This is a genomic window from Halalkalicoccus sp. CGA53, assembly GCF_036429475.1.
GTDB lineage: Archaea > Halobacteriota > Halobacteria > Halobacteriales > Halalkalicoccaceae > Natronorarus > Natronorarus salvus.
Map to the genome: position 1 here is coordinate 2,783,088 of NZ_CP144125.1, position 15,565 is coordinate 2,798,652.

Annotated in this window: 20 protein-coding genes and 1 pseudogene; 15 read left to right on the forward strand and 6 right to left on the reverse strand. The window is 66.6% G+C overall.

Going from position 1 to position 15,565, the window contains the following annotated elements; genetic code table 11:
- Positions 1 to 71: 71 nt before the first annotated feature.
- The 3 genes from V2L32_RS21155 to V2L32_RS16045 all read right to left on the reverse strand — a co-directional run bounded on the left by V2L32_RS21155 (position 72) and on the right by V2L32_RS16045 (position 2,081).
- Complete coding sequence (locus V2L32_RS21155) at positions 72 to 440, reverse strand: GNAT family N-acetyltransferase (protein WP_409348450.1); 369 nt, start codon at positions 438 to 440, stop codon at positions 72 to 74.
- Positions 441 to 946: 506 nt separating this feature from the next.
- The gene (locus V2L32_RS16040; protein ID WP_331233516.1) at positions 947 to 1,153 is read right to left on the reverse strand and encodes an AbrB/MazE/SpoVT family DNA-binding domain-containing protein; all 207 of its coding nucleotides are present in this window, start codon (positions 1,151 to 1,153) and stop codon (positions 947 to 949) included.
- Positions 1,154 to 1,343: 190 nt separating this feature from the next.
- The gene (locus tag V2L32_RS16045; RefSeq protein ID WP_331233517.1) at positions 1,344 to 2,081 is read right to left on the reverse strand and encodes a proteasome assembly chaperone family protein; all 738 of its coding nucleotides are present in this window, start codon (positions 2,079 to 2,081) and stop codon (positions 1,344 to 1,346) included.
- 93 nt (positions 2,082 to 2,174) lie between these two features.
- Here V2L32_RS16045 and V2L32_RS16050 point away from each other — a divergent pair, with 93 nt between their 5' ends.
- The gene (locus tag V2L32_RS16050) at positions 2,175 to 3,146 is read left to right on the forward strand and encodes a mechanosensitive ion channel family protein (protein ID WP_331233518.1); all 972 of its coding nucleotides are present in this window, start codon (positions 2,175 to 2,177) and stop codon (positions 3,144 to 3,146) included.
- 22 nt (positions 3,147 to 3,168) lie between these two features.
- Here V2L32_RS16050 and V2L32_RS16055 read toward each other — a convergent pair whose 3' ends face one another.
- Positions 3,169 to 3,570 carry a universal stress protein gene (locus V2L32_RS16055; protein ID WP_331233519.1) on the reverse strand — a complete coding sequence of 134 codons (402 nt, stop codon included), beginning with the start codon at positions 3,568 to 3,570 and terminating at the stop codon, positions 3,169 to 3,171.
- 407 nt (positions 3,571 to 3,977) lie between these two features.
- Between V2L32_RS16055 and V2L32_RS16060 the strand changes: the two genes are divergently transcribed.
- From V2L32_RS16060 to V2L32_RS16080, 5 genes are read left to right on the forward strand one after another with little or no spacing between them, the layout of a single operon-like run.
- Positions 3,978 to 4,217: a DUF5816 domain-containing protein gene (locus V2L32_RS16060; protein ID WP_331233520.1), complete on the forward strand. Its 240-nt coding sequence runs from the start codon at positions 3,978 to 3,980 to the stop codon at positions 4,215 to 4,217.
- Positions 4,218 to 4,267: 50 nt separating this feature from the next.
- Complete coding sequence (locus V2L32_RS16065; protein ID WP_331233521.1) at positions 4,268 to 4,573, forward strand: DUF7116 family protein; 306 nt, start codon at positions 4,268 to 4,270, stop codon at positions 4,571 to 4,573.
- A 60-nt stretch (positions 4,574 to 4,633) separates the two neighbouring features.
- Positions 4,634 to 6,451: an ABC transporter substrate-binding protein gene (locus V2L32_RS16070; RefSeq protein ID WP_331233522.1), complete on the forward strand. Its 1,818-nt coding sequence runs from the start codon at positions 4,634 to 4,636 to the stop codon at positions 6,449 to 6,451.
- Between the two features lie 24 nt (positions 6,452 to 6,475).
- Positions 6,476 to 7,318 carry a phosphatase PAP2 family protein gene (locus V2L32_RS16075; protein WP_331233523.1) on the forward strand — a complete coding sequence of 281 codons (843 nt, stop codon included), beginning with the start codon at positions 6,476 to 6,478 and terminating at the stop codon, positions 7,316 to 7,318.
- Positions 7,319 to 7,345: 27 nt separating this feature from the next.
- A complete protein-coding gene (locus V2L32_RS16080; protein WP_331233524.1) occupies positions 7,346 to 7,546 on the forward strand; it encodes a dodecin in 201 nt (66 codons plus the stop codon).
- A gap of 4 nt (positions 7,547 to 7,550) precedes the next feature.
- Here V2L32_RS16080 and V2L32_RS16085 read toward each other — a convergent pair whose 3' ends face one another.
- On the reverse strand, positions 7,551 to 7,880 hold the full coding sequence (locus tag V2L32_RS16085; protein ID WP_331233525.1) for a hypothetical protein: 330 nt from the start codon (positions 7,878 to 7,880) through the stop codon (positions 7,551 to 7,553).
- A gap of 96 nt (positions 7,881 to 7,976) precedes the next feature.
- Between V2L32_RS16085 and V2L32_RS16090 the strand changes: the two genes are divergently transcribed.
- From V2L32_RS16090 to V2L32_RS16125, 8 genes and pseudogenes are all read left to right on the forward strand, one after another.
- Entirely contained in the window at positions 7,977 to 8,888 is a 912-nt protein-coding gene (locus V2L32_RS16090; RefSeq protein WP_331233527.1) for an A/G-specific adenine glycosylase, read from the forward strand.
- 31 nt (positions 8,889 to 8,919) lie between these two features.
- Positions 8,920 to 9,516 (forward strand): NADPH-dependent FMN reductase, encoded by a 597-nt coding sequence (locus V2L32_RS16095; RefSeq protein ID WP_331233528.1) that lies wholly within the window; start codon positions 8,920 to 8,922, stop codon positions 9,514 to 9,516.
- 37 nt (positions 9,517 to 9,553) lie between these two features.
- Positions 9,554 to 9,859, forward strand: a pseudogene (locus V2L32_RS16100) (ornithine cyclodeaminase family protein); the annotation flags it as partial.
- A gap of 194 nt (positions 9,860 to 10,053) precedes the next feature.
- Complete coding sequence (locus V2L32_RS16105) at positions 10,054 to 10,518, forward strand: hypothetical protein (protein ID WP_331233529.1); 465 nt, start codon at positions 10,054 to 10,056, stop codon at positions 10,516 to 10,518.
- 45 nt (positions 10,519 to 10,563) lie between these two features.
- Complete coding sequence (gene hisH / locus V2L32_RS16110; protein ID WP_331233530.1) at positions 10,564 to 11,190, forward strand: imidazole glycerol phosphate synthase subunit HisH; 627 nt, start codon at positions 10,564 to 10,566, stop codon at positions 11,188 to 11,190.
- A 74-nt stretch (positions 11,191 to 11,264) separates the two neighbouring features.
- The gene (locus V2L32_RS16115; protein WP_331233532.1) at positions 11,265 to 11,852 is read left to right on the forward strand and encodes a thymidine kinase; all 588 of its coding nucleotides are present in this window, start codon (positions 11,265 to 11,267) and stop codon (positions 11,850 to 11,852) included.
- A gap of 7 nt (positions 11,853 to 11,859) precedes the next feature.
- Entirely contained in the window at positions 11,860 to 12,462 is a 603-nt protein-coding gene (locus V2L32_RS16120; RefSeq protein WP_331233533.1) for a YIP1 family protein, read from the forward strand.
- A gap of 21 nt (positions 12,463 to 12,483) precedes the next feature.
- The gene (locus tag V2L32_RS16125; protein WP_331233534.1) at positions 12,484 to 12,747 is read left to right on the forward strand and encodes a hypothetical protein; all 264 of its coding nucleotides are present in this window, start codon (positions 12,484 to 12,486) and stop codon (positions 12,745 to 12,747) included.
- Here the strand turns inward: V2L32_RS16125 and V2L32_RS16130 are convergent, their stop codons facing one another.
- On the reverse strand, positions 12,748 to 13,365 hold the full coding sequence (locus V2L32_RS16130) for a class I SAM-dependent methyltransferase (RefSeq protein ID WP_331233535.1): 618 nt from the start codon (positions 13,363 to 13,365) through the stop codon (positions 12,748 to 12,750).
- A gap of 90 nt (positions 13,366 to 13,455) precedes the next feature.
- Here V2L32_RS16130 and V2L32_RS16135 point away from each other — a divergent pair, with 90 nt between their 5' ends.
- Positions 13,456 to 15,549 carry an OB-fold nucleic acid binding domain-containing protein gene (locus V2L32_RS16135; RefSeq protein ID WP_331233536.1) on the forward strand — a complete coding sequence of 698 codons (2,094 nt, stop codon included), beginning with the start codon at positions 13,456 to 13,458 and terminating at the stop codon, positions 15,547 to 15,549.
- Positions 15,550 to 15,565 lie beyond the last annotated feature (16 nt).

Sequence of the window (15,565 nt, forward strand, 5' to 3'; positions counted from 1 at the left end):
TGTCGTGCAAGGCTTAGAGATCATATCCATCGCAACAGGCGTCGGTTATCAATCAGACGTATATGTGATCTTCACGTCTGGGGTTTGCGCAGCATAGGAATGATAGGTGGCATCGTCCCCACCTGTATCATGCCAAGTATTTCAAATCCATGCCGTGCATAGAGTGAGATGTTCTCGGGATTACTTGATTCGAGATACGCGAGAGCCCCTTCTTGATCACATCTAGCGAGTGCGTGTTGCATCAGTGCGGATCCAGAGCCTTTGCGCTGGTGGGTGGGATCTGCGCCGATGACTGGTAAGTACCAGTACGGTTCAGTGGGATGATAGCTCTCAAGTTGTTCGAGTACTAACCACAGGTGCTCTTGACGCTCCTCTGATACAGTATTCTGTATCAGTTCGACAAACGCGTCCTCGTCCGGTTGAACTCCTGGCGGATCCAGAGCGCCGCTGCTGCGAAATTTCCCGTGTAATAGGCGGTCTCGTGGTCAAACGCCTTGTCAGCGAAGACCCTGACTAACTCGGAGAAATGGTGGAGGTAGTCGTGTGGGTTGGGGTAGATCCACCGTACAAACGGGTCCGAACTAAATGCTAAGACGATGGTATCAATCCCTTCTTGTTTATCAGCTGTCGTTCCAGTTTTCACCTCAGCGGTTTCTGGGATCCCGCGGGTTTGTTGAATTGACATTTCTCTCACATGGCTCGTTCAAGGCCACTATACTATGTACGCTGTCAACCATAATGACTTTTTGTGTAGTAATATGAGCAGTTCTTTGTAGGCGATCTCTGAACACAACGAACTTGACGTGTATATTCCACCGTTTTTGTGAATGCATCGAGGCAAAGATGATGCTGAATACGCGCTGTGTATCTCGCACGGCTTCAGAAAAATGAGTTGGAATTGGTAGATTGGTCGTAGGATGATGTACTCGCACGTTCACGGTTGAAGCTACACTGAGAGCTCGCCTCGCTCGTACCGTCCATCGTGGATTCCTCGGATCTCCTCCACCGAGGGGAGCGGTTCGACGACGATCCTCTCGTCCTCTTCATCGATGAGTACGCGCCCAGGAGTGGCGATTCCGAACCGCTCTCGAAGCTCCTTCGGGATAGTGGCCTGGCCCTTCTTGGAGACGCGGGCTATCTCCCCGTCGTCCATACTTTCGCTCATAGGTAGTATCGGGGCGATTTCGTAACACCGTACGATTTCGTACTACGGAGGCCGAAAGTCATTCAGCAGAGACCAGCTGGACGGAAGGAGATGGTGTCGACCGTGACCGTACGAACGCTCTCGCGGCCAGGGATCGTGACGACCTCTACCGATTACATTCTGTAGTGTGCAGGACGCGTTACATGTACATCCGGTCCTCGGGGACGTCGCTCACCGCGGCCTGCTGGAGGCGTTCGGAGAGCTGAGCGTAGTGCTGTTGGATCTCGCCCGCGAACTCCTCGAGGGGGGCGACGTCGACGTCGATCCCGTAGATCGACTCCAGCGTGCTCACCAGCCTGAGCGCTGCGTCGGCGTCCGGCGTGCGGGCGTGGACGGGTGTGACCAGCACGCAGACGCCGAGGTCGGAGTCCATACCCTGGCCGACGAGGCTCGCGTTCACCCCGTCGAGAAAGCCCGTCCCCATCGCGGGGACCTCGGTCCCGAACAGCCGGTGTTCCTGGTAGTCCTCGGTCGCGACGTAGAACGTCTTGTGGTCGTCGGGGCCGTGGGCGAGCGGGATCCCCATCAGGAGCACGACCTCCTCCGTGCCGTGGGCCTCGGTCCACTCGAGGATCGACCGGGCGAAGGCGTTCGCCGCCCACACCGGGACGAAGAGCTCACCCACGAGGACGTCGACCGGGACGTCGTCGTGCGAGTAGATCCGGGTGTGGTGTCTGGGCGTGCCCGCGGTGAACGGGGTGATCGCTGGCAGTCCCTCGGCGCTGAGCGATCCGGTCTCGCTCATACCGAGGTGGTCCACCAGGTAGTCGACCGCGGTGAGCCCCGCGAGGCCGACGCCGGAGAGCCCGACGACGAGCGTCTCCGCCGGTTCGTAGTCGTGTGTGATGCTGAACTGCGGATCGCGGCTGTCGACCATACCGACCCTACCACGACCGACGGCTTATCGGTTCACTCCCGGTGAGCAGCCCCGGACCGGCACAGCTATCCGGACGCACGAAGACGAACCGCCATGCCGGTCGAGGCGGTGCCAGCGCTCGCTTCCGTCTGGGAGTTCCTGTTCGAGGAGACGAACGTGGGCAACATCCTTCTCGCGCTGATCGTGCTCGCGATCGGCTGGTCGGTCGCGAAGCTCGTCGTCCGGCTGCTCGGACGGCCGGTCGCCCAGCGGTTTCGTCGCGAGAGCGTCACCCGGACCGTCCTCTGGCTGATCCGCCTGACGGTCGTCCTCTTCTTCCTCGCGATCGCCATCCCGGTCGCGAACATCGGCGTCGATCCCCGGGACATCGTCCTCTCGGTGACCGTCATCTCCGCGGTGATCGGTATCATCCTCGCGCCGATCGTGAGCAACGTCATCAACGGGCTGTTCGTCCTCGCGGATCGGCCCTACGAGATCGGCGACATGGTCGAGATCGTCGAAACCGGCCAGCGCGGCTTCGTCGAGGACATCACGATCCGTTACACCAAGGTGTTCACGATGGACAACACCTTTCTCGTGATCCCGAACTCCACGATCCGAGAGCGCGACGTGATCAACTTCTCGGCGGAGGACCAGCGCACGCGGGTCACCTTCGACCTCGTGGTGAACTACGAGGGCGACGTCGCGCGGGCGCGGACGGTGATGATCCGCTCGGCGCGGGCGGTCGGCGACGTGATCTCCGGGGGGCCGCCGATCCGGATCGGGAACGCGAGATATCCGGCCGCACCGGTCTGTTACGTCCAGGAGTACGGCGACCACGGCGTCCACCTGCGGATGCGCTACTGGGTGAAGAACCCGTACTACATGCCGGGGATCCGCTCGCGGATCAACCAGAAGATCTGGGACGCGTTCGACGAGGAGGAGATCGACGTCCAGTTCCCGTACCCCCACCAGCACGTCGTCTTCGACGAGACGAGCGGGCAGGCACGGGTCGCCGTCGAAGGGGAGGGGGAACGGCCGGCCGATCTAGGGGTCTCGCCCGCGGGTGACGACCGGGCCGCCTGATCGAGCGGCCGTCTCGAGGGAGTTAGAGTCCGACGGTGATCACCGTACAGTCGAGACGCTCCTTGAGAAAGCCCTCGATGTCGGGGTTGTTCGTCAACCGACGGATCGCCCGCCGCCATCGCCCCGCCTGTTTGTGTCCGACGACGACGATGTCGGCCCGCTCGCCGGCGACCTCGTCGAGGATCGTCTCCTCGACGAGAAAACCCGAGCGGACGACGTACCGGGCGCGCTCGACGGTGCCGAACTCCGATTCGACCGCCCGCTTCAGGTCGAGACGGCTGATCTCCCCGCCGTTCTGATAGAGGTTCACGTGCAGCACCGTCAGCTCCGCGTCGTGGTCGTCGGCGACCGAGATCGCCTTCGAGAGCGTCCGCTTCGAGTGCTCGGAGAGGGGGTACCGGACCGGAACCACGACACGCGTCATCCGTTTTATGTACCCACATCGAGCGGCGTCAACCTTTCCATTGTGACATCGATACGGGCGGTGTGAACACCGAACAGGGAGCGACTCCAGTCGGATCCCGATCAGCCGTCCCCGGTCCCCACCATCCCTCGAACTCCCGGTCGATGCCGTGCGTTCGCGCGTCCCTCGCGAGTGCCTGACTGCACCGCACCGCGCGGGCGTCGGTGATCCGCGGTGAGCGTCGGGAACTCGTCGTCGGTGTGAGAGAGAGTCGGTCGTCGCGAGGGTGTAGCTCTCCAAGGGTGAGAGGGGGTCGCCGTCGACGGTCACCGGACGACGATCGATCCTCGTTCGACCGCGTTCTTCCGGAGACCGGCGGGTACGGGTTCGGACGAACGGCTGAAGTCACCCTCGCGCGAACGGTGGGTATGGACGAACGCGCCGGACCGGACGGGGTCACGCTCTACGTCGCCCGTGACGAGGGCGAACGCGGGTCGGAGGCACCCTTCTTCGCCGTCTTCGAGGGCCCGGAGAGGACGGAGCGCTGGGGCTACCTCTGTAGCAACTGCGAGAGTCTCGACACGGCGATGGACACGATGGGCCGCATCGTCTGCACGAGCTGTCCGAACCTCAGAAAACCCACCGAGTGGGACGCCGCCCACGAGTGACACCCCTGTGGGACTAGATTTATTAGCGACGCCGCCGAACGGTTCGATGAATGGGTACTGTTACCACTTCACCCATCGAACAGGCCCGATCGATCTTCGCGGACCTCGGCTACACCGTCTCGGACGAGGGCCACGAGCTGAGAGCCGAGCGCGACTGGAAGGTCGTGCGCGTGAGCGAGGCGCGGGAGGTGGAGACGGAGGCGGCCGCGGGCGAACTGCGCTGTTTCGTCGCCGACCGCGAGACCGCGAGCGAGTTCAACCGGCGTCTCGCCGACGCGGACCCGGAGTACGAGTGGGCGCTCATCAGCGTCCACGACGGGGACTACCGCGTCGTCCGGGCGCCGCCGGCGTTGTGATCACACGACACCTCGCACGAACGGAACGTTGATACGGCCCGGCCGGGTACGTGCTGTACTGTGACCGGGCGAACCGACAGGACGAGCCGTCGTGCGGTTCTCGCGGGAGCGACGGCGCTGGCGGGATCGACCGCCGGCTGTTTCGACAGGATCCGCGCCTCGGTCGACCGGAACCCGCCCGAACAGGTCTCGCTCACGATCAAGGTCGTCCCCCGCGACGAGGACAGGAGCCCGATCCGGATCGCCCAGCACCTCGCGGAGAACATCGAGCGGGCGGGTGCGACGGTCGACATCGTGCCGACGACCGAGGAACAGCTCCTGCGGGACGTGCTGATCAACTTCGACTACCAGCTCTACATCGCGCGCCACCCGGGCCACGACGACCCGGACTACCTCTACACCTTCCTCGGCTCGCGCTTCGGCGAGGAGGCCGGCTGGCAGAACCCCTTCGGCTACGCCTCGACCGCCACCGACGACCTCCTTGAGCGACAGCGCGTCGCCAACGACACCGACGCGCGGGCCGAGGCGTTCTCCGAGTTCCACAGGACGGCGCTTCCCGACGCGCCGATCACGGTCGTGGCCTACCCTGACGAGCCGCGAGCGGTGCGGACCGACCGGTTCGGCGGCTGGACGAGCCCCTCGCTCGAGTACCCGCTCGGCTACCTCTCGCTCGAGTACGAGGAGGTCGGCGACGACGACCGGGCGGAGGGCGTGCTCTACGTCGGGATCAACGACCGGCGACCGACGCGGAACCTGAACCCCTTCGCCGTCGAGTTCCGCGACCGCGGCGTGACGACCGGTCTGCTCTACGACCCGCTGGGACGGCGCATGCACGGCTCGATCGAGCCGTGGCTCGCCGAGCGCTGGGAGTGGGGCGGAACCGACCAGCGGCCACGGGCGACTCTCGAACTGAGAGAGGGGCTCACCTGGCACGACGGCGAGCCGATCACCGCGGAGGACGTCGCCTTCACCTACGAGTTCATCACCGACACCACGATGGAGCCCGAGGAGGACCCGATCGTCCCCTCGCCCCGGTTTCGGACCCAGAGCACGCTCGTCGACTCGGTCGAGGTGCTCGGCGACCACGAACTCGAACTCACGTTCGTCGCCGCGGCGGAGCCGGTCGCGGAACGGGCGTTCACCGTCCCGATCGTCCCCGAACACGTCTGGACCGAGCGGACCGCGATGACGACGTTCGCCGGCTTCGACATCGACTACGTCACGGAGGCATTGGTCTGGGAGAACGCCGAACCCGTCGGCTCCGGGCCGTTCCGCTACGCCGACTCGACGAGCGACGAGTCGCTCACGTTCGAGCGCAACGACGACCACTTCCTCCTGACCGCGGAGTCACTCACCGGGCCGGTCGCCAGCTACGAGGCGCGACCCTCCTACTCGGGGATCCAGTTCGAGTTCGTCCCCTCCGACGCGAGCGCGCTCGAGATGTTACAGGGGGGACAGCTGGACGCGACCGCCTACGGGCTCGCCCCGGAGGAGGTGCCCGCGGCGAGCCGCGCCTCGGACCTCGCCGTCGAGAACGAGTCGACCAGCTCGCACTACCACGTCGGGTTCAACACGCGAAACGCCCCCCTCTCGAATCCGCAGTTCCGCTACGCCATCGCCCGACTGATCGACCGCGAGTACGTCTACGAGTCGGTGTTCGAGCGGTACGCGACCCCCACCTACAGCCCGATCGCGTCGGATCGGTACGTCCCGGAGGAGTTCCGGTGGAGCCCCGAGGACGTCGGCGAGCACGAGCTCTCGTTCGTCGGCCGCGAGGACGACGAGGTGGGGGTCGTCGAAGCAGAAGCAGCGCGGGAGCTTTTTCGTGATGCGGGGTATAGGTACAACGAGGACAACGAACTCCTCGTCCAACAATGAGAGCCATAGCCCGGAGCCAGTGAGATGGTGCTGGTCGGCGTTCTCCTGACGCTGGTCGCCGTCGTCAGCCTGATGCTCGTCTGCGGGACTGTGCTCTGTATCGACCGCGAACAGCTGCGACAGACGAGACGAGAGCTCCGACCTCGGCTGATCATGGTCGCCCCCTCGATCGGCCTGCTCGCGACGGTGCTGATCCTGAACAGTCTCACCAGACGCGCCGCCCAGCGATTCTCCTGGCTCATCGGCTTCAACATCACCGGCGACATCTACCGGCTCGAGGGCGACTTCGTCGCCTGGCTCCAGGGGTTCGCGACCGCCGAGCTCACCGTCTACTTCTCCTTCGTCTACCTCTTCGGCTACGTCTTCCTGCTCGTCTTCCCCTTGCTCGCGTACCTCGCACTCAGCGAGCAACGGACGCTGCACGAGCTCACGATCGCCTACGCCGCGAACTACGGCCTCGGGCTGCTCTGTTACGTGATCTTCATCGCCTACGGCCCGCGAAACCTAGACGTCGCCGCACAGCTGATGTACGACTTCTACCCGCAGTCGCAGTTCCTCACCAGCGCGGTGAACGTGAACACGAACGTCTTCCCCTCGCTCCACACCTCGCTGTCGGCCACGGTGATGCTCTTCGCGTGGCACACCAGAGAGCAGTACCCCCGGTGGTTCGTCCTCGCGCAGGTGATCGGCGCGAGCGTCATCGTCTCGACGATGTACCTCGGGATCCACTGGCTGATCGACGTGATCGCGGGGATCGTCCTCGCGTACGTGAGCGTACTGATCGGACAGCGTTTCGCCGACGACTGGCGCGAGCTCAGCACCGTCGGGCCCGCGAGCCTCGCCCGGCAGATGCGCCACCGATTTTAAGCCGTCGGGGTGCGCATTGCGAGGTGCATGGTATTCAAGAAGGTCACGCTGATCGGAACGAGCACCGAGAGCTTCGACGACGCCGCCGACGACGCGATCGACCGCGCCGAGAGAACGCTCGAGAACGTCTACTGGGCGGAGGTAAAGGAGTTCGGCGTCGAGATCGCCTCGGCGGAGGACAGGGAGTACCAGGCCGAACTCGAGGTCGCCTTCGAGGTCGAGGAGTAAGTACCTAGAACTGGTACCGGCGGGCCTCGTCGTCGGTACCCCCGCTCGCGGCGACGCCGCCGTTCATCTCCTCGTAGGTCATTCCCGAGAGGTACTCGTCGTACGTGACGTCGTACTCGCGTCTGAGGCCGAAGTCGAGCCCGCCGGTGTCGACGGTGCTCTGAAAGAGCAGGTGGATCGCCCGGCGGACGAGTTCGTCGGTGCTCTCGGGGCCGAGCGCCGCCTGAAGGAGCGCGAGTTCGGTCTTCGACTGGCGGTCGAGCGCGATCGGCTGGTCGTCGGCGAGGTCGGTGTAGATCGACTCGACGTCCTCGCTCAGGTCGGGGAGGCCCATAGCCGACCGGTCGTCGCGCGACCGGATACCGGTTTCGACAGCGAGTGCGGGAGACCGATCGCCACCGCTTTGAGCCGCCGGCCGCAACCGGGAGCGATGGCTGCCGACGCAGAGGAGGGCTCGTCGCTCCCCGCCGACCTCGACCCCGTCCGCGAGGCGCTGATCGAGTGGTACGAGTCGGACCACCGAGGGTTCCCCTGGCGCGAGACGACCGATCCCTACGCGATCCTCGTCTCGGAGGTGATGAGCCAGCAGACCCAGTTAGAGCGAGTCGAGGCGGCGTGGGCGGCGTTCCTGGAACGCTGGCCGGCCGTCGAGGAACTGGCGGCAGCCGACCGATCCGAGGTCGTGAGCTTCTGGAGCGGCCACCGACTCGGCTACAACAACAGAGCGAAGTACCTCCACGAGGCGGCGACCCAAGTGGTCGGGGAGTTCGACGGCGATTTTCCCGAGAGCCCCGACGAGCTTCGAGAGCTACAGGGCGTCGGCCCCTACACCGCGAACGCGGTGGCGAGCTTCGCATTTAACACTGGGAACGCCGTGGTCGACACGAACGTCAAACGGGTGCTCTACCGGGCGTTTTCGGTACCTGACATCGACAGCGAGTTCGAGGCGCGGGCGAACGAGCTCATGCCGGAAGGCCGATCGCGAGTATGGAACAACGCGATCATGGAGCTGGGAGCGGTCGCCTGTGGGAAGACCCCGCGGTGTGAGGAGGCCGGCTGTCCCTGGCGCGAGTGGTGTGACGCCTACGAGACGGGCGACTTCTCCGCGCCGGACGTCCCCACACAGTCGCCGTTCGAGGGAAGCCGTCGGCAGAAGCGCGCCCGGGCGGTGCGCGTCCTCGGCGAGTACGACGAACTCACGCTCTCGGAGCTCGGTCCGAGAGTGCGCGTCGACTACGGTGGCGAGACGGGCGAGGAGTGGTTACGGGGGCTGCTCTCGGACCTCGAGGACGACGGCCTCGTCGAGTTCGTCTCGGGGGATCGAGTCCGGCTCCGTCGGTAGGGTTTTGCCGGGACCGGCGAGTGTAGTTCGTATGCCGGACAGAGAACCACCGCACGTCGTCGCCGTCTGTGGGAGCCTGCGGGAGGACAGTCACACCAGAAAAGGGCTCAAGGAAGTCCTCGCGGGCGCCGAGGAGCGTGGTGCGACCGGGGAACTGCTCGACCTGCGCGAGTACGACCTGCCGCCGTTGATTCCGGGTAGCGAACCGGGAGACGCGAAGGCGTTCACGGGAGCGATCCGCGAGGCTGATTCGGTCGTGTTGGGAACGCCGATGTACCACGGCTCGTACTCCGGCGTGCTGAAGAACGCGGTCGACTACTGCGGGTTCGACGAGTTCGAGGACACGACCGTCGGGCTGTTCTGCGTCGCGGGCGGCGCGTTCCCGATCACCGCGCTCGAACACCTCCGTTCGGTCTGTCGGGCGCTCGACGCCTGGGTGCTCCCCTATCAGGCCGCGGTTCCGCGCTCTCGGAGCGCGTTCGACGACGAGGGGATCGCGGACGAGAAACTCCGAGAGCGGGTTCGGACGCTAGGCGAACGGGTCGTCGAGTACGCTCGAATCGAGCCGGACCCCCACTGTTTCGAGGCCGAACAGAACGTGGGCGCGGGTTCGATCTCCGACGACTGATCGTCCGGGCGACCGAAACCCACCGACACGCGAGAACCGCGAGGCGTTCGCGCGGGAGATGTCCCGACGGACGGAGTTCGAGGCGGTCGCTCGCGCGGAAGCGGCCGTCCGTGGTGGTGACGTGCTGATCGTCGCCACCACGTCCACAGAGGAGGTCTTCGACCCGGAGTGGCTCGCACCCGTGCACGCGACCACCCTCGACCCGAAGTTCGAGGGCGCGAGCGAGATCGACCCCTCGCTTCCCTGCACCAGTGTAACGATCGTCACCGACTCGCTCGCGCAGGTCGACGGCTACGACCGGCCGTACGTCGTTTCGGGTGCCGAGGGGGATCGGACGCTCTGACTCTCGGCGGTCGTCGCCGGCGAGCGGGAGTCGAACCGGTCCCGAAGACCGAACGCTGTTCTGCTCGGTGGGGCTCGCCGGGACGGAGGTCGTGCTGGCGCGGGCGGCGCTCGAAGCGTCGGCGAGCGGATAGTGGTGACACGACCCGCGAATATACCGGGAAAATATATATGTTTCTATCGTAGTTTTCGGGTATGGACCCGCTCTCCAGACGGACCGTCATCGGCGCGTGTGCCGGAGTCGCCGCCGGGCTCTCTGGCTGTCTCTCCGAGGACACCGACGACGATCCGAACGACGAGTTCCGTGCCGAAACCGAACGGGAGGTCGACCTCTCGGACCTCCGGCTGGTCAACCACGCCGACGAGGCCCACGACGTGAACGTGCTCGTCGAACACGCGGCGGCGTTCGTCCACTGGGCGACCTACGAGGTCGAACCGGCCTCGGCCGGCGGCGGCGCGACGATCGACGTCTCCCTCCCGGACGACCCGGGCGAGACGGTCGTCCACGTCCGCGTCGGCGACGAGTTCACGAGCGCGCCGCTCGCCGAACGCTACGGGGGACGGTGTGCCCGGGTGATGGGCGTCGTCGGGACCGACGGCTCGCCCTCGGTCTACCAGGGTGCGGGCGAGTGCGACGTCGACGAGGGAATCGACGAGTGAGCCAGGGGAACGAAACGGTTTAGCCCGGGAGGGCGAACGGACGCCGTGAACGTCACGATCATCGACTACGGGGTGGGGAACCTCCGGAGCCTCCGTCGGGGGCTCGAACGAGCGGACGCGACGGTCTCCGTCTCAGACGATCCGGACGAGATCGCTTCGGCCGAGGCGCTCGTGCTCCCTGGCGTCGGCGCGTTCGGCGAGTGTGTGCGCAACTCCCGGCAGTTCCACGACGTGCTCGTCGAGGTCGCCGAGGACACCCCGATCCTCGGCATCTGTGTCGGCCTCCAGCTCTTGTTCACCGAGAGCACCGAGGGCGTCCCGGCCGGCGAGACGATCGATGGCCTCGACCTGATCCCGGGACGGGTCGATCGGCTCCCGAGCGACGCGGTGAAGGTCCCACACATGGGCTGGAACGAGCTCTCGATCGAGCGCGAGCACCCGATCGTCGCGGGTGTAGCGGAAGACGAGTACGCCTACTTCGTTCACTCGTACCGCTCGGACGTCGCCGATCACACGGTCGCTTCCTGTGCCTACGGCGGCGAGTTCGCGGCGGTCGCGGCGAACGAGGCGGGGAACGTGATGGGGACGCAGTTCCACCCCGAGAAGAGTGGCCAGACCGGTCTTCGGATCCTCGGGAACTTCGTCGCCTACGCCGAGGAGCACGGGATCTGAATCGGGGCGGCCGGTTTTCACCGATCGCGCGGGGAAAGCGGGGCGTTTTTCTCTCCGTGCGGAACTCACCCTATGTGCACGCGATCACGAACAGCGGGTGGATCGAGGTGATCACCGGCTGTATGTTCGCCGGGAAGACCGAGGAGCTCCTGCGGCGGCTCAGACGCGCGGAGATCGCGGGTCAGTCGGTCGCGGCGTTCACCCCCGCGCTCGACGAGCGGTACGGCGACGCGACCATAGGGAGCCACTCCGGCGGAACCTGGGACGCCTACGTCGTCGAGCCCGATCCTGCGGGCGTGCGGTCGATCCCCAACCACCTGAACGGCGAGCAGGTCGTCGCGATCGACGAGGCGAACTTCTTTCCACCCGAACTGATCGACGTCTGCGAGGGGTTAGCGAAAAACGGTCGACGCGTGATCGTCTGCGGCACCGACCAGACCTTTCGGGGAGAGCCGTTCGAGCCGCTGCCGGGGCTGCTCGCGGTCGCCGAGTACGTCGAGAAGCTCCAGGCGATCTGTACGGTCTGTGGCGAGCCCGCGAGCCGGAACCAGCGGCTGATCGACGGCGAGCCCGCCCACACCTCCGACCCGACGATCATGGTCGGTGCAGCCGAGGCGTACGAGGCGCGCTGTCGCAACTGCCATATCGTCCGTAGCGAGTAGTCCGACCGTGACCCAGTGGATCGAGGAGTCGACCGGCGGCCGCGACCGGGGGCCGCGTGCGGTCGTCCGGGCGTGGATCGAGGTGCTCACCCGCCCGCGACGTTTCTTCTCGCACGCGGTCGCCCCCGGCGACCAGGCGCCAGGGCTCACGTTCGCGATCTGTGTCGTCCTCGGAGCGCTCCTCGTGAGGCTCGTCTCCGCCCCCGAGAGCTACCCCACGATCGGAGACCAGCGCGTCCTTTCGGTCGCGCTCGTGATCGGTCTCGTGGGCCTGCTCGTCGCACCGCTCGCGCTCCACCTCGTCGCTGCCCTCCAGACCGTGCTCCTGATCCCGTTCGTCCCCGACCGCGGCGGCGTCAGCGAGACGGTGCAGGTGATCGGTTACGCGAGCGCCCCCGGGCTCTTCGCGGGGCTCCCGGTCCCGGAGGTACAGGCCCTGGCCGCCGTGTACGGTACTCTCCTCCTCGTCGTCGGGGTAAGCGTGGTCCACGGCGTCTCGCTCGCCAGGGCGGGGCTGCTCGCCGCCGCCCCCGCCTACGCGGTCTTCGGCGTCGGCTTCGGCGGGGCCGGCGCAACCCTGACGGTCCTCGCGACGTGGGGACTGATGTAGCCGACGGACCTACCCCCCACCGTGCTCACGCTCGACCTCTCGGAGTTCACGATAGAGCTGAAGGACGGATCGATCAAGAACGTCGGCCCGACGAACAAGCGCGCCGCGGCGAAGCTCTTCGATGTGGAGGAGGCCGAGGCACGCGCGTTCGGCGACAAACGGGTGAAACTGGTCTTCGGAGATGGGGAGGGAAACGAGGTGCAGGTCGCGCTCTTCCCGGAAGAGGCCCGCACGATCCGGGAGGGGATCGAGGCGCTCGAGGCCGAGGGCCCGGTCTTCGAGTGATCAGGCGCGTCGACGGAGCCTCCCTCGGACGAACGGCCGCGCGGGGGTGACCCCGGCGTCGACCCGTTCGATCTCGACCACGTCGAAGGCGTCGTGGCTCACGAACGCCCCGACCGTGTCGCGGGTGAGGTGACAGCCGCCGGCGAGTCGCGTCCAGACCGGATCGATCGCTCGCTGGAGGTGCTCGCGCCAGCCGTCGTCGCGGACGTGTTCGAGAAAGCGGAACTCGCCGCCCGGTTTGAGCACCCGCGCCACCTCGGCGAGCGCGGCGTCGGGATCGGCGATCGTACAGAAGACGACGGCCGAAAGCACCGCGTCGAACGTCCCGTCCCGGTACGAGAGTGCCTCCGCGCGGTCGCCCCGGATCTCGACTGCGATCCCGAGGTCGCGCGCCCGACGCTCGGCCCGCCGTCGCATGTGCGGGTCGGGTTCGACCGCGTGGAGGTCGACGTCTCCGAGGTGTGGGAGGTTCGCGCCGGTTCCGGTGCCGAGGTCGAGGACCGTGCCACCGAGCCCCTCGGCGAGGTACTCGCGGTGGTCGGCGAAGAGGCGCTCTTCGGGGACGAGCGGGTCGTAGACGGCCGCGAACAGCGGGTGGGAGATCTCGTAGTCGGTCATCGGGCCGTCGTTACGGTCGCCGGACGATCAAACGTTCCGTCGGACGCGTTTCGACAACCGTTTTAGCACGGGGCTGTTTCTCCCGTCCATATGGGTAGCTGTATCATTTGCGGGACGGACGTAGACGGGGTCGTCTGCGCGTCCCACGAGGAGGACGTCTTCTTCCGGTTCACCGGAAACCACCCGGGGCAACTGACCGTCGGGCGCTTTTACGAGGGAACCGTGGACGGCTTCGCCGACTTCGGCGTCTTCGTCGACATCGGAGAGCGCGTCACCGGACTGTTACACCGGAGCAAGCTCGACAAACGCCTGGAGAGCCTCGACTGGGAGGCCGGCGAGACCGTCTTCGTCCAGGTGAAAGGGGTCCAGGACAACGGCAACGTCGACCTGGGCTGGTCGATCCGCCAGTCGCCCCGTGAGTTCCGCGGCGAGGGCGTCCAGACTCCAGACGGCGATCACCTCCCCGAGGAGACCGACGAGTTCGAGGGGAACGAAGCGCCCGGGGATACCGAAGCCGACGGGTCGGAGCGAGCGACCCCCGCCGAGCCGGACGAGCCGGTCCACGGGACCGGCGAACCCGAGGAGTCGGCCGCCGCGCCCGACGAACCGACCGAGACCGCCGACGGGGGCGGTGGATCGGTCGCGGTCCACCGCCAGGAACCAAGGACCGGGCTGGAGGAGGTCTCGCGCGTCGAGGCAGCCAGCCTAGAGTCCGCCGTCGGCGAGCGGGTGCGCGTCGAGGGTCGGATCGAGGGCGTCCGCCAGACGAGCGGGCCGACCGTCTTTACGCTCCGCGACGAGACCGGGAGCGTCGAGTGTGCCGCGTTCGTCGAAGCCGGCGTCAGAGCCTACCCGGACGTCGAGGAGGGCGACGTCGTCGCACTCGTCGGCGACGTCGAGCGCCACCAGGGATCGATACAGGTCGAGACGGAGGCGCTCACGCCCCTCGACGGCGAAGAGGCGTCGTCCGTCGTCTCCCGACTGGACGGGGCTCGCGACGCGGCGGCCGCCCCGGAGTCGACCACGCTCCTCACGGACGAGGACCCGGTCGCGGCCGTCGGCGACACCGTCGTCGAGGCGGCGACGGCGATCCGGCGGGCGATCCTCGACTCGCGACCGATCGTCGTCCGGCACACCGCGACCGCCGACGGCTACGTGGCCGGTGCCGCCATCGAGCGCGCCGTCCTACCGCTCGTCCGCGAGCACCACGAGAGAGAGGACGCCCAGTACCACTACTTCGACCGGCACCCCCTCGACGGCGAGTCCTACGGGATGGACGCGGCGACCGGCGATCTGACCCACATGCTCACCGACCGCGAGCGCCACGACGAGAAGCTCCCGCTCGTGGTGCTGGTCGCGGCGGGCGGGACCCGAGAATCGGCCGACGGCATCGGCCTGCTCGACGTCTACGGCGTCGACCGCCTGGTGATCGACGCGGGCCGGATCGACGACGCGGTCGCCGAACGCGTCGAGACGGTGCTCACCGGCGAGGGCGTGACGACGACCGCGCTCGCGGCGAACGTCGCGGCGGTCGTCGACGACGGTGCCAGAGGGGACCTCGCACACCTCCCCGCGGTGAGCTACTGGGAGTCGGTCCCCGAGGTCTACGCGGAGCTCGCGGCGGAGGCGGGCTACGACGAGGGCGGGCTGCGCGAACTCCGCGAGGCGGTCGCCCTCGAGGCGTACTACCAGGCCTACGAGGACAAGCGCGAGCTGATCTCGGATCTGCTCTTCGGGGACGACGACGGCGTCCGGGGGCTGGCCTCACACGTCTCCGAGCAGTTCCGCGTGAAACTCGAGTCCGAACTCGAGACGGCGCGGCCGAACGTCGAGGTCCACGACAGGGAGGGACTTCACGTCGCGTCGCTCGACACCGACGCCTACACCCACCGCTTCGACTTCCCGCCGACGTCGCTGCTGCTCGACGCGCTGTTCAGGGAGCTCAGAGACGAGGAGCCGTTCGTCCTGCTCGGGCTCGACGAATCCGAACTCCGGATCAGAAGCACCGAGGAGCTCGACGTCGGGGCGCTCGCCGAGCGCGTCGAGGAACGGGTGCCGGACGCCGGACTCGCGGTCCGTGGGACGCGTCACGGTCGGCTGGAGTTCCTGATCGGTCGCCGCGACGCGGTCCACGAGGCGACGCTCTCGGCGATCTCCGAGGTCATCCAGGTCCAGCGAGCGTAGACCGAGCGACACCCTT

Excerpts from the sequence above, each read along its gene's own strand:
- V2L32_RS16135 (WP_331233536.1), top strand. The coding sequence starts at position 13,456 with ATGGGTAGCTGTATCATTTGCGGGACGGACGTAGACGGGGTCGTCTGC.
- V2L32_RS16080 (WP_331233524.1), top strand. The coding sequence starts at position 7,346 with ATGGTATTCAAGAAGGTCACGCTGATCGGAACGAGCACCGAGAGCTTC.
- V2L32_RS16105 (WP_331233529.1), top strand. The coding sequence starts at position 10,054 with ATGGACCCGCTCTCCAGACGGACCGTCATCGGCGCGTGTGCCGGAGTC.
- V2L32_RS16095 (WP_331233528.1), top strand. The coding sequence starts at position 8,920 with ATGCCGGACAGAGAACCACCGCACGTCGTCGCCGTCTGTGGGAGCCTG.
- V2L32_RS16050 (WP_331233518.1), top strand. The coding sequence starts at position 2,175 with ATGCCGGTCGAGGCGGTGCCAGCGCTCGCTTCCGTCTGGGAGTTCCTG.
- V2L32_RS16065 (WP_331233521.1), top strand. The coding sequence starts at position 4,268 with ATGGGTACTGTTACCACTTCACCCATCGAACAGGCCCGATCGATCTTC.
- V2L32_RS16075 (WP_331233523.1), top strand. The coding sequence starts at position 6,476 with ATGGTGCTGGTCGGCGTTCTCCTGACGCTGGTCGCCGTCGTCAGCCTG.
- V2L32_RS16085 (WP_331233525.1), bottom strand. The coding sequence starts at position 7,880 with ATGGGCCTCCCCGACCTGAGCGAGGACGTCGAGTCGATCTACACCGAC.
- V2L32_RS16045 (WP_331233517.1), bottom strand. The coding sequence starts at position 2,081 with ATGGTCGACAGCCGCGATCCGCAGTTCAGCATCACACACGACTACGAA.
- V2L32_RS16130 (WP_331233535.1), bottom strand. The coding sequence starts at position 13,365 with ATGACCGACTACGAGATCTCCCACCCGCTGTTCGCGGCCGTCTACGAC.
- V2L32_RS16060 (WP_331233520.1), top strand. The coding sequence starts at position 3,978 with ATGGACGAACGCGCCGGACCGGACGGGGTCACGCTCTACGTCGCCCGT.
- V2L32_RS16055 (WP_331233519.1), bottom strand. The coding sequence starts at position 3,570 with ATGACGCGTGTCGTGGTTCCGGTCCGGTACCCCCTCTCCGAGCACTCG.
- V2L32_RS16040 (WP_331233516.1), bottom strand. The coding sequence starts at position 1,153 with ATGGACGACGGGGAGATAGCCCGCGTCTCCAAGAAGGGCCAGGCCACT.
- V2L32_RS16090 (WP_331233527.1), top strand. The coding sequence starts at position 7,977 with ATGGCTGCCGACGCAGAGGAGGGCTCGTCGCTCCCCGCCGACCTCGAC.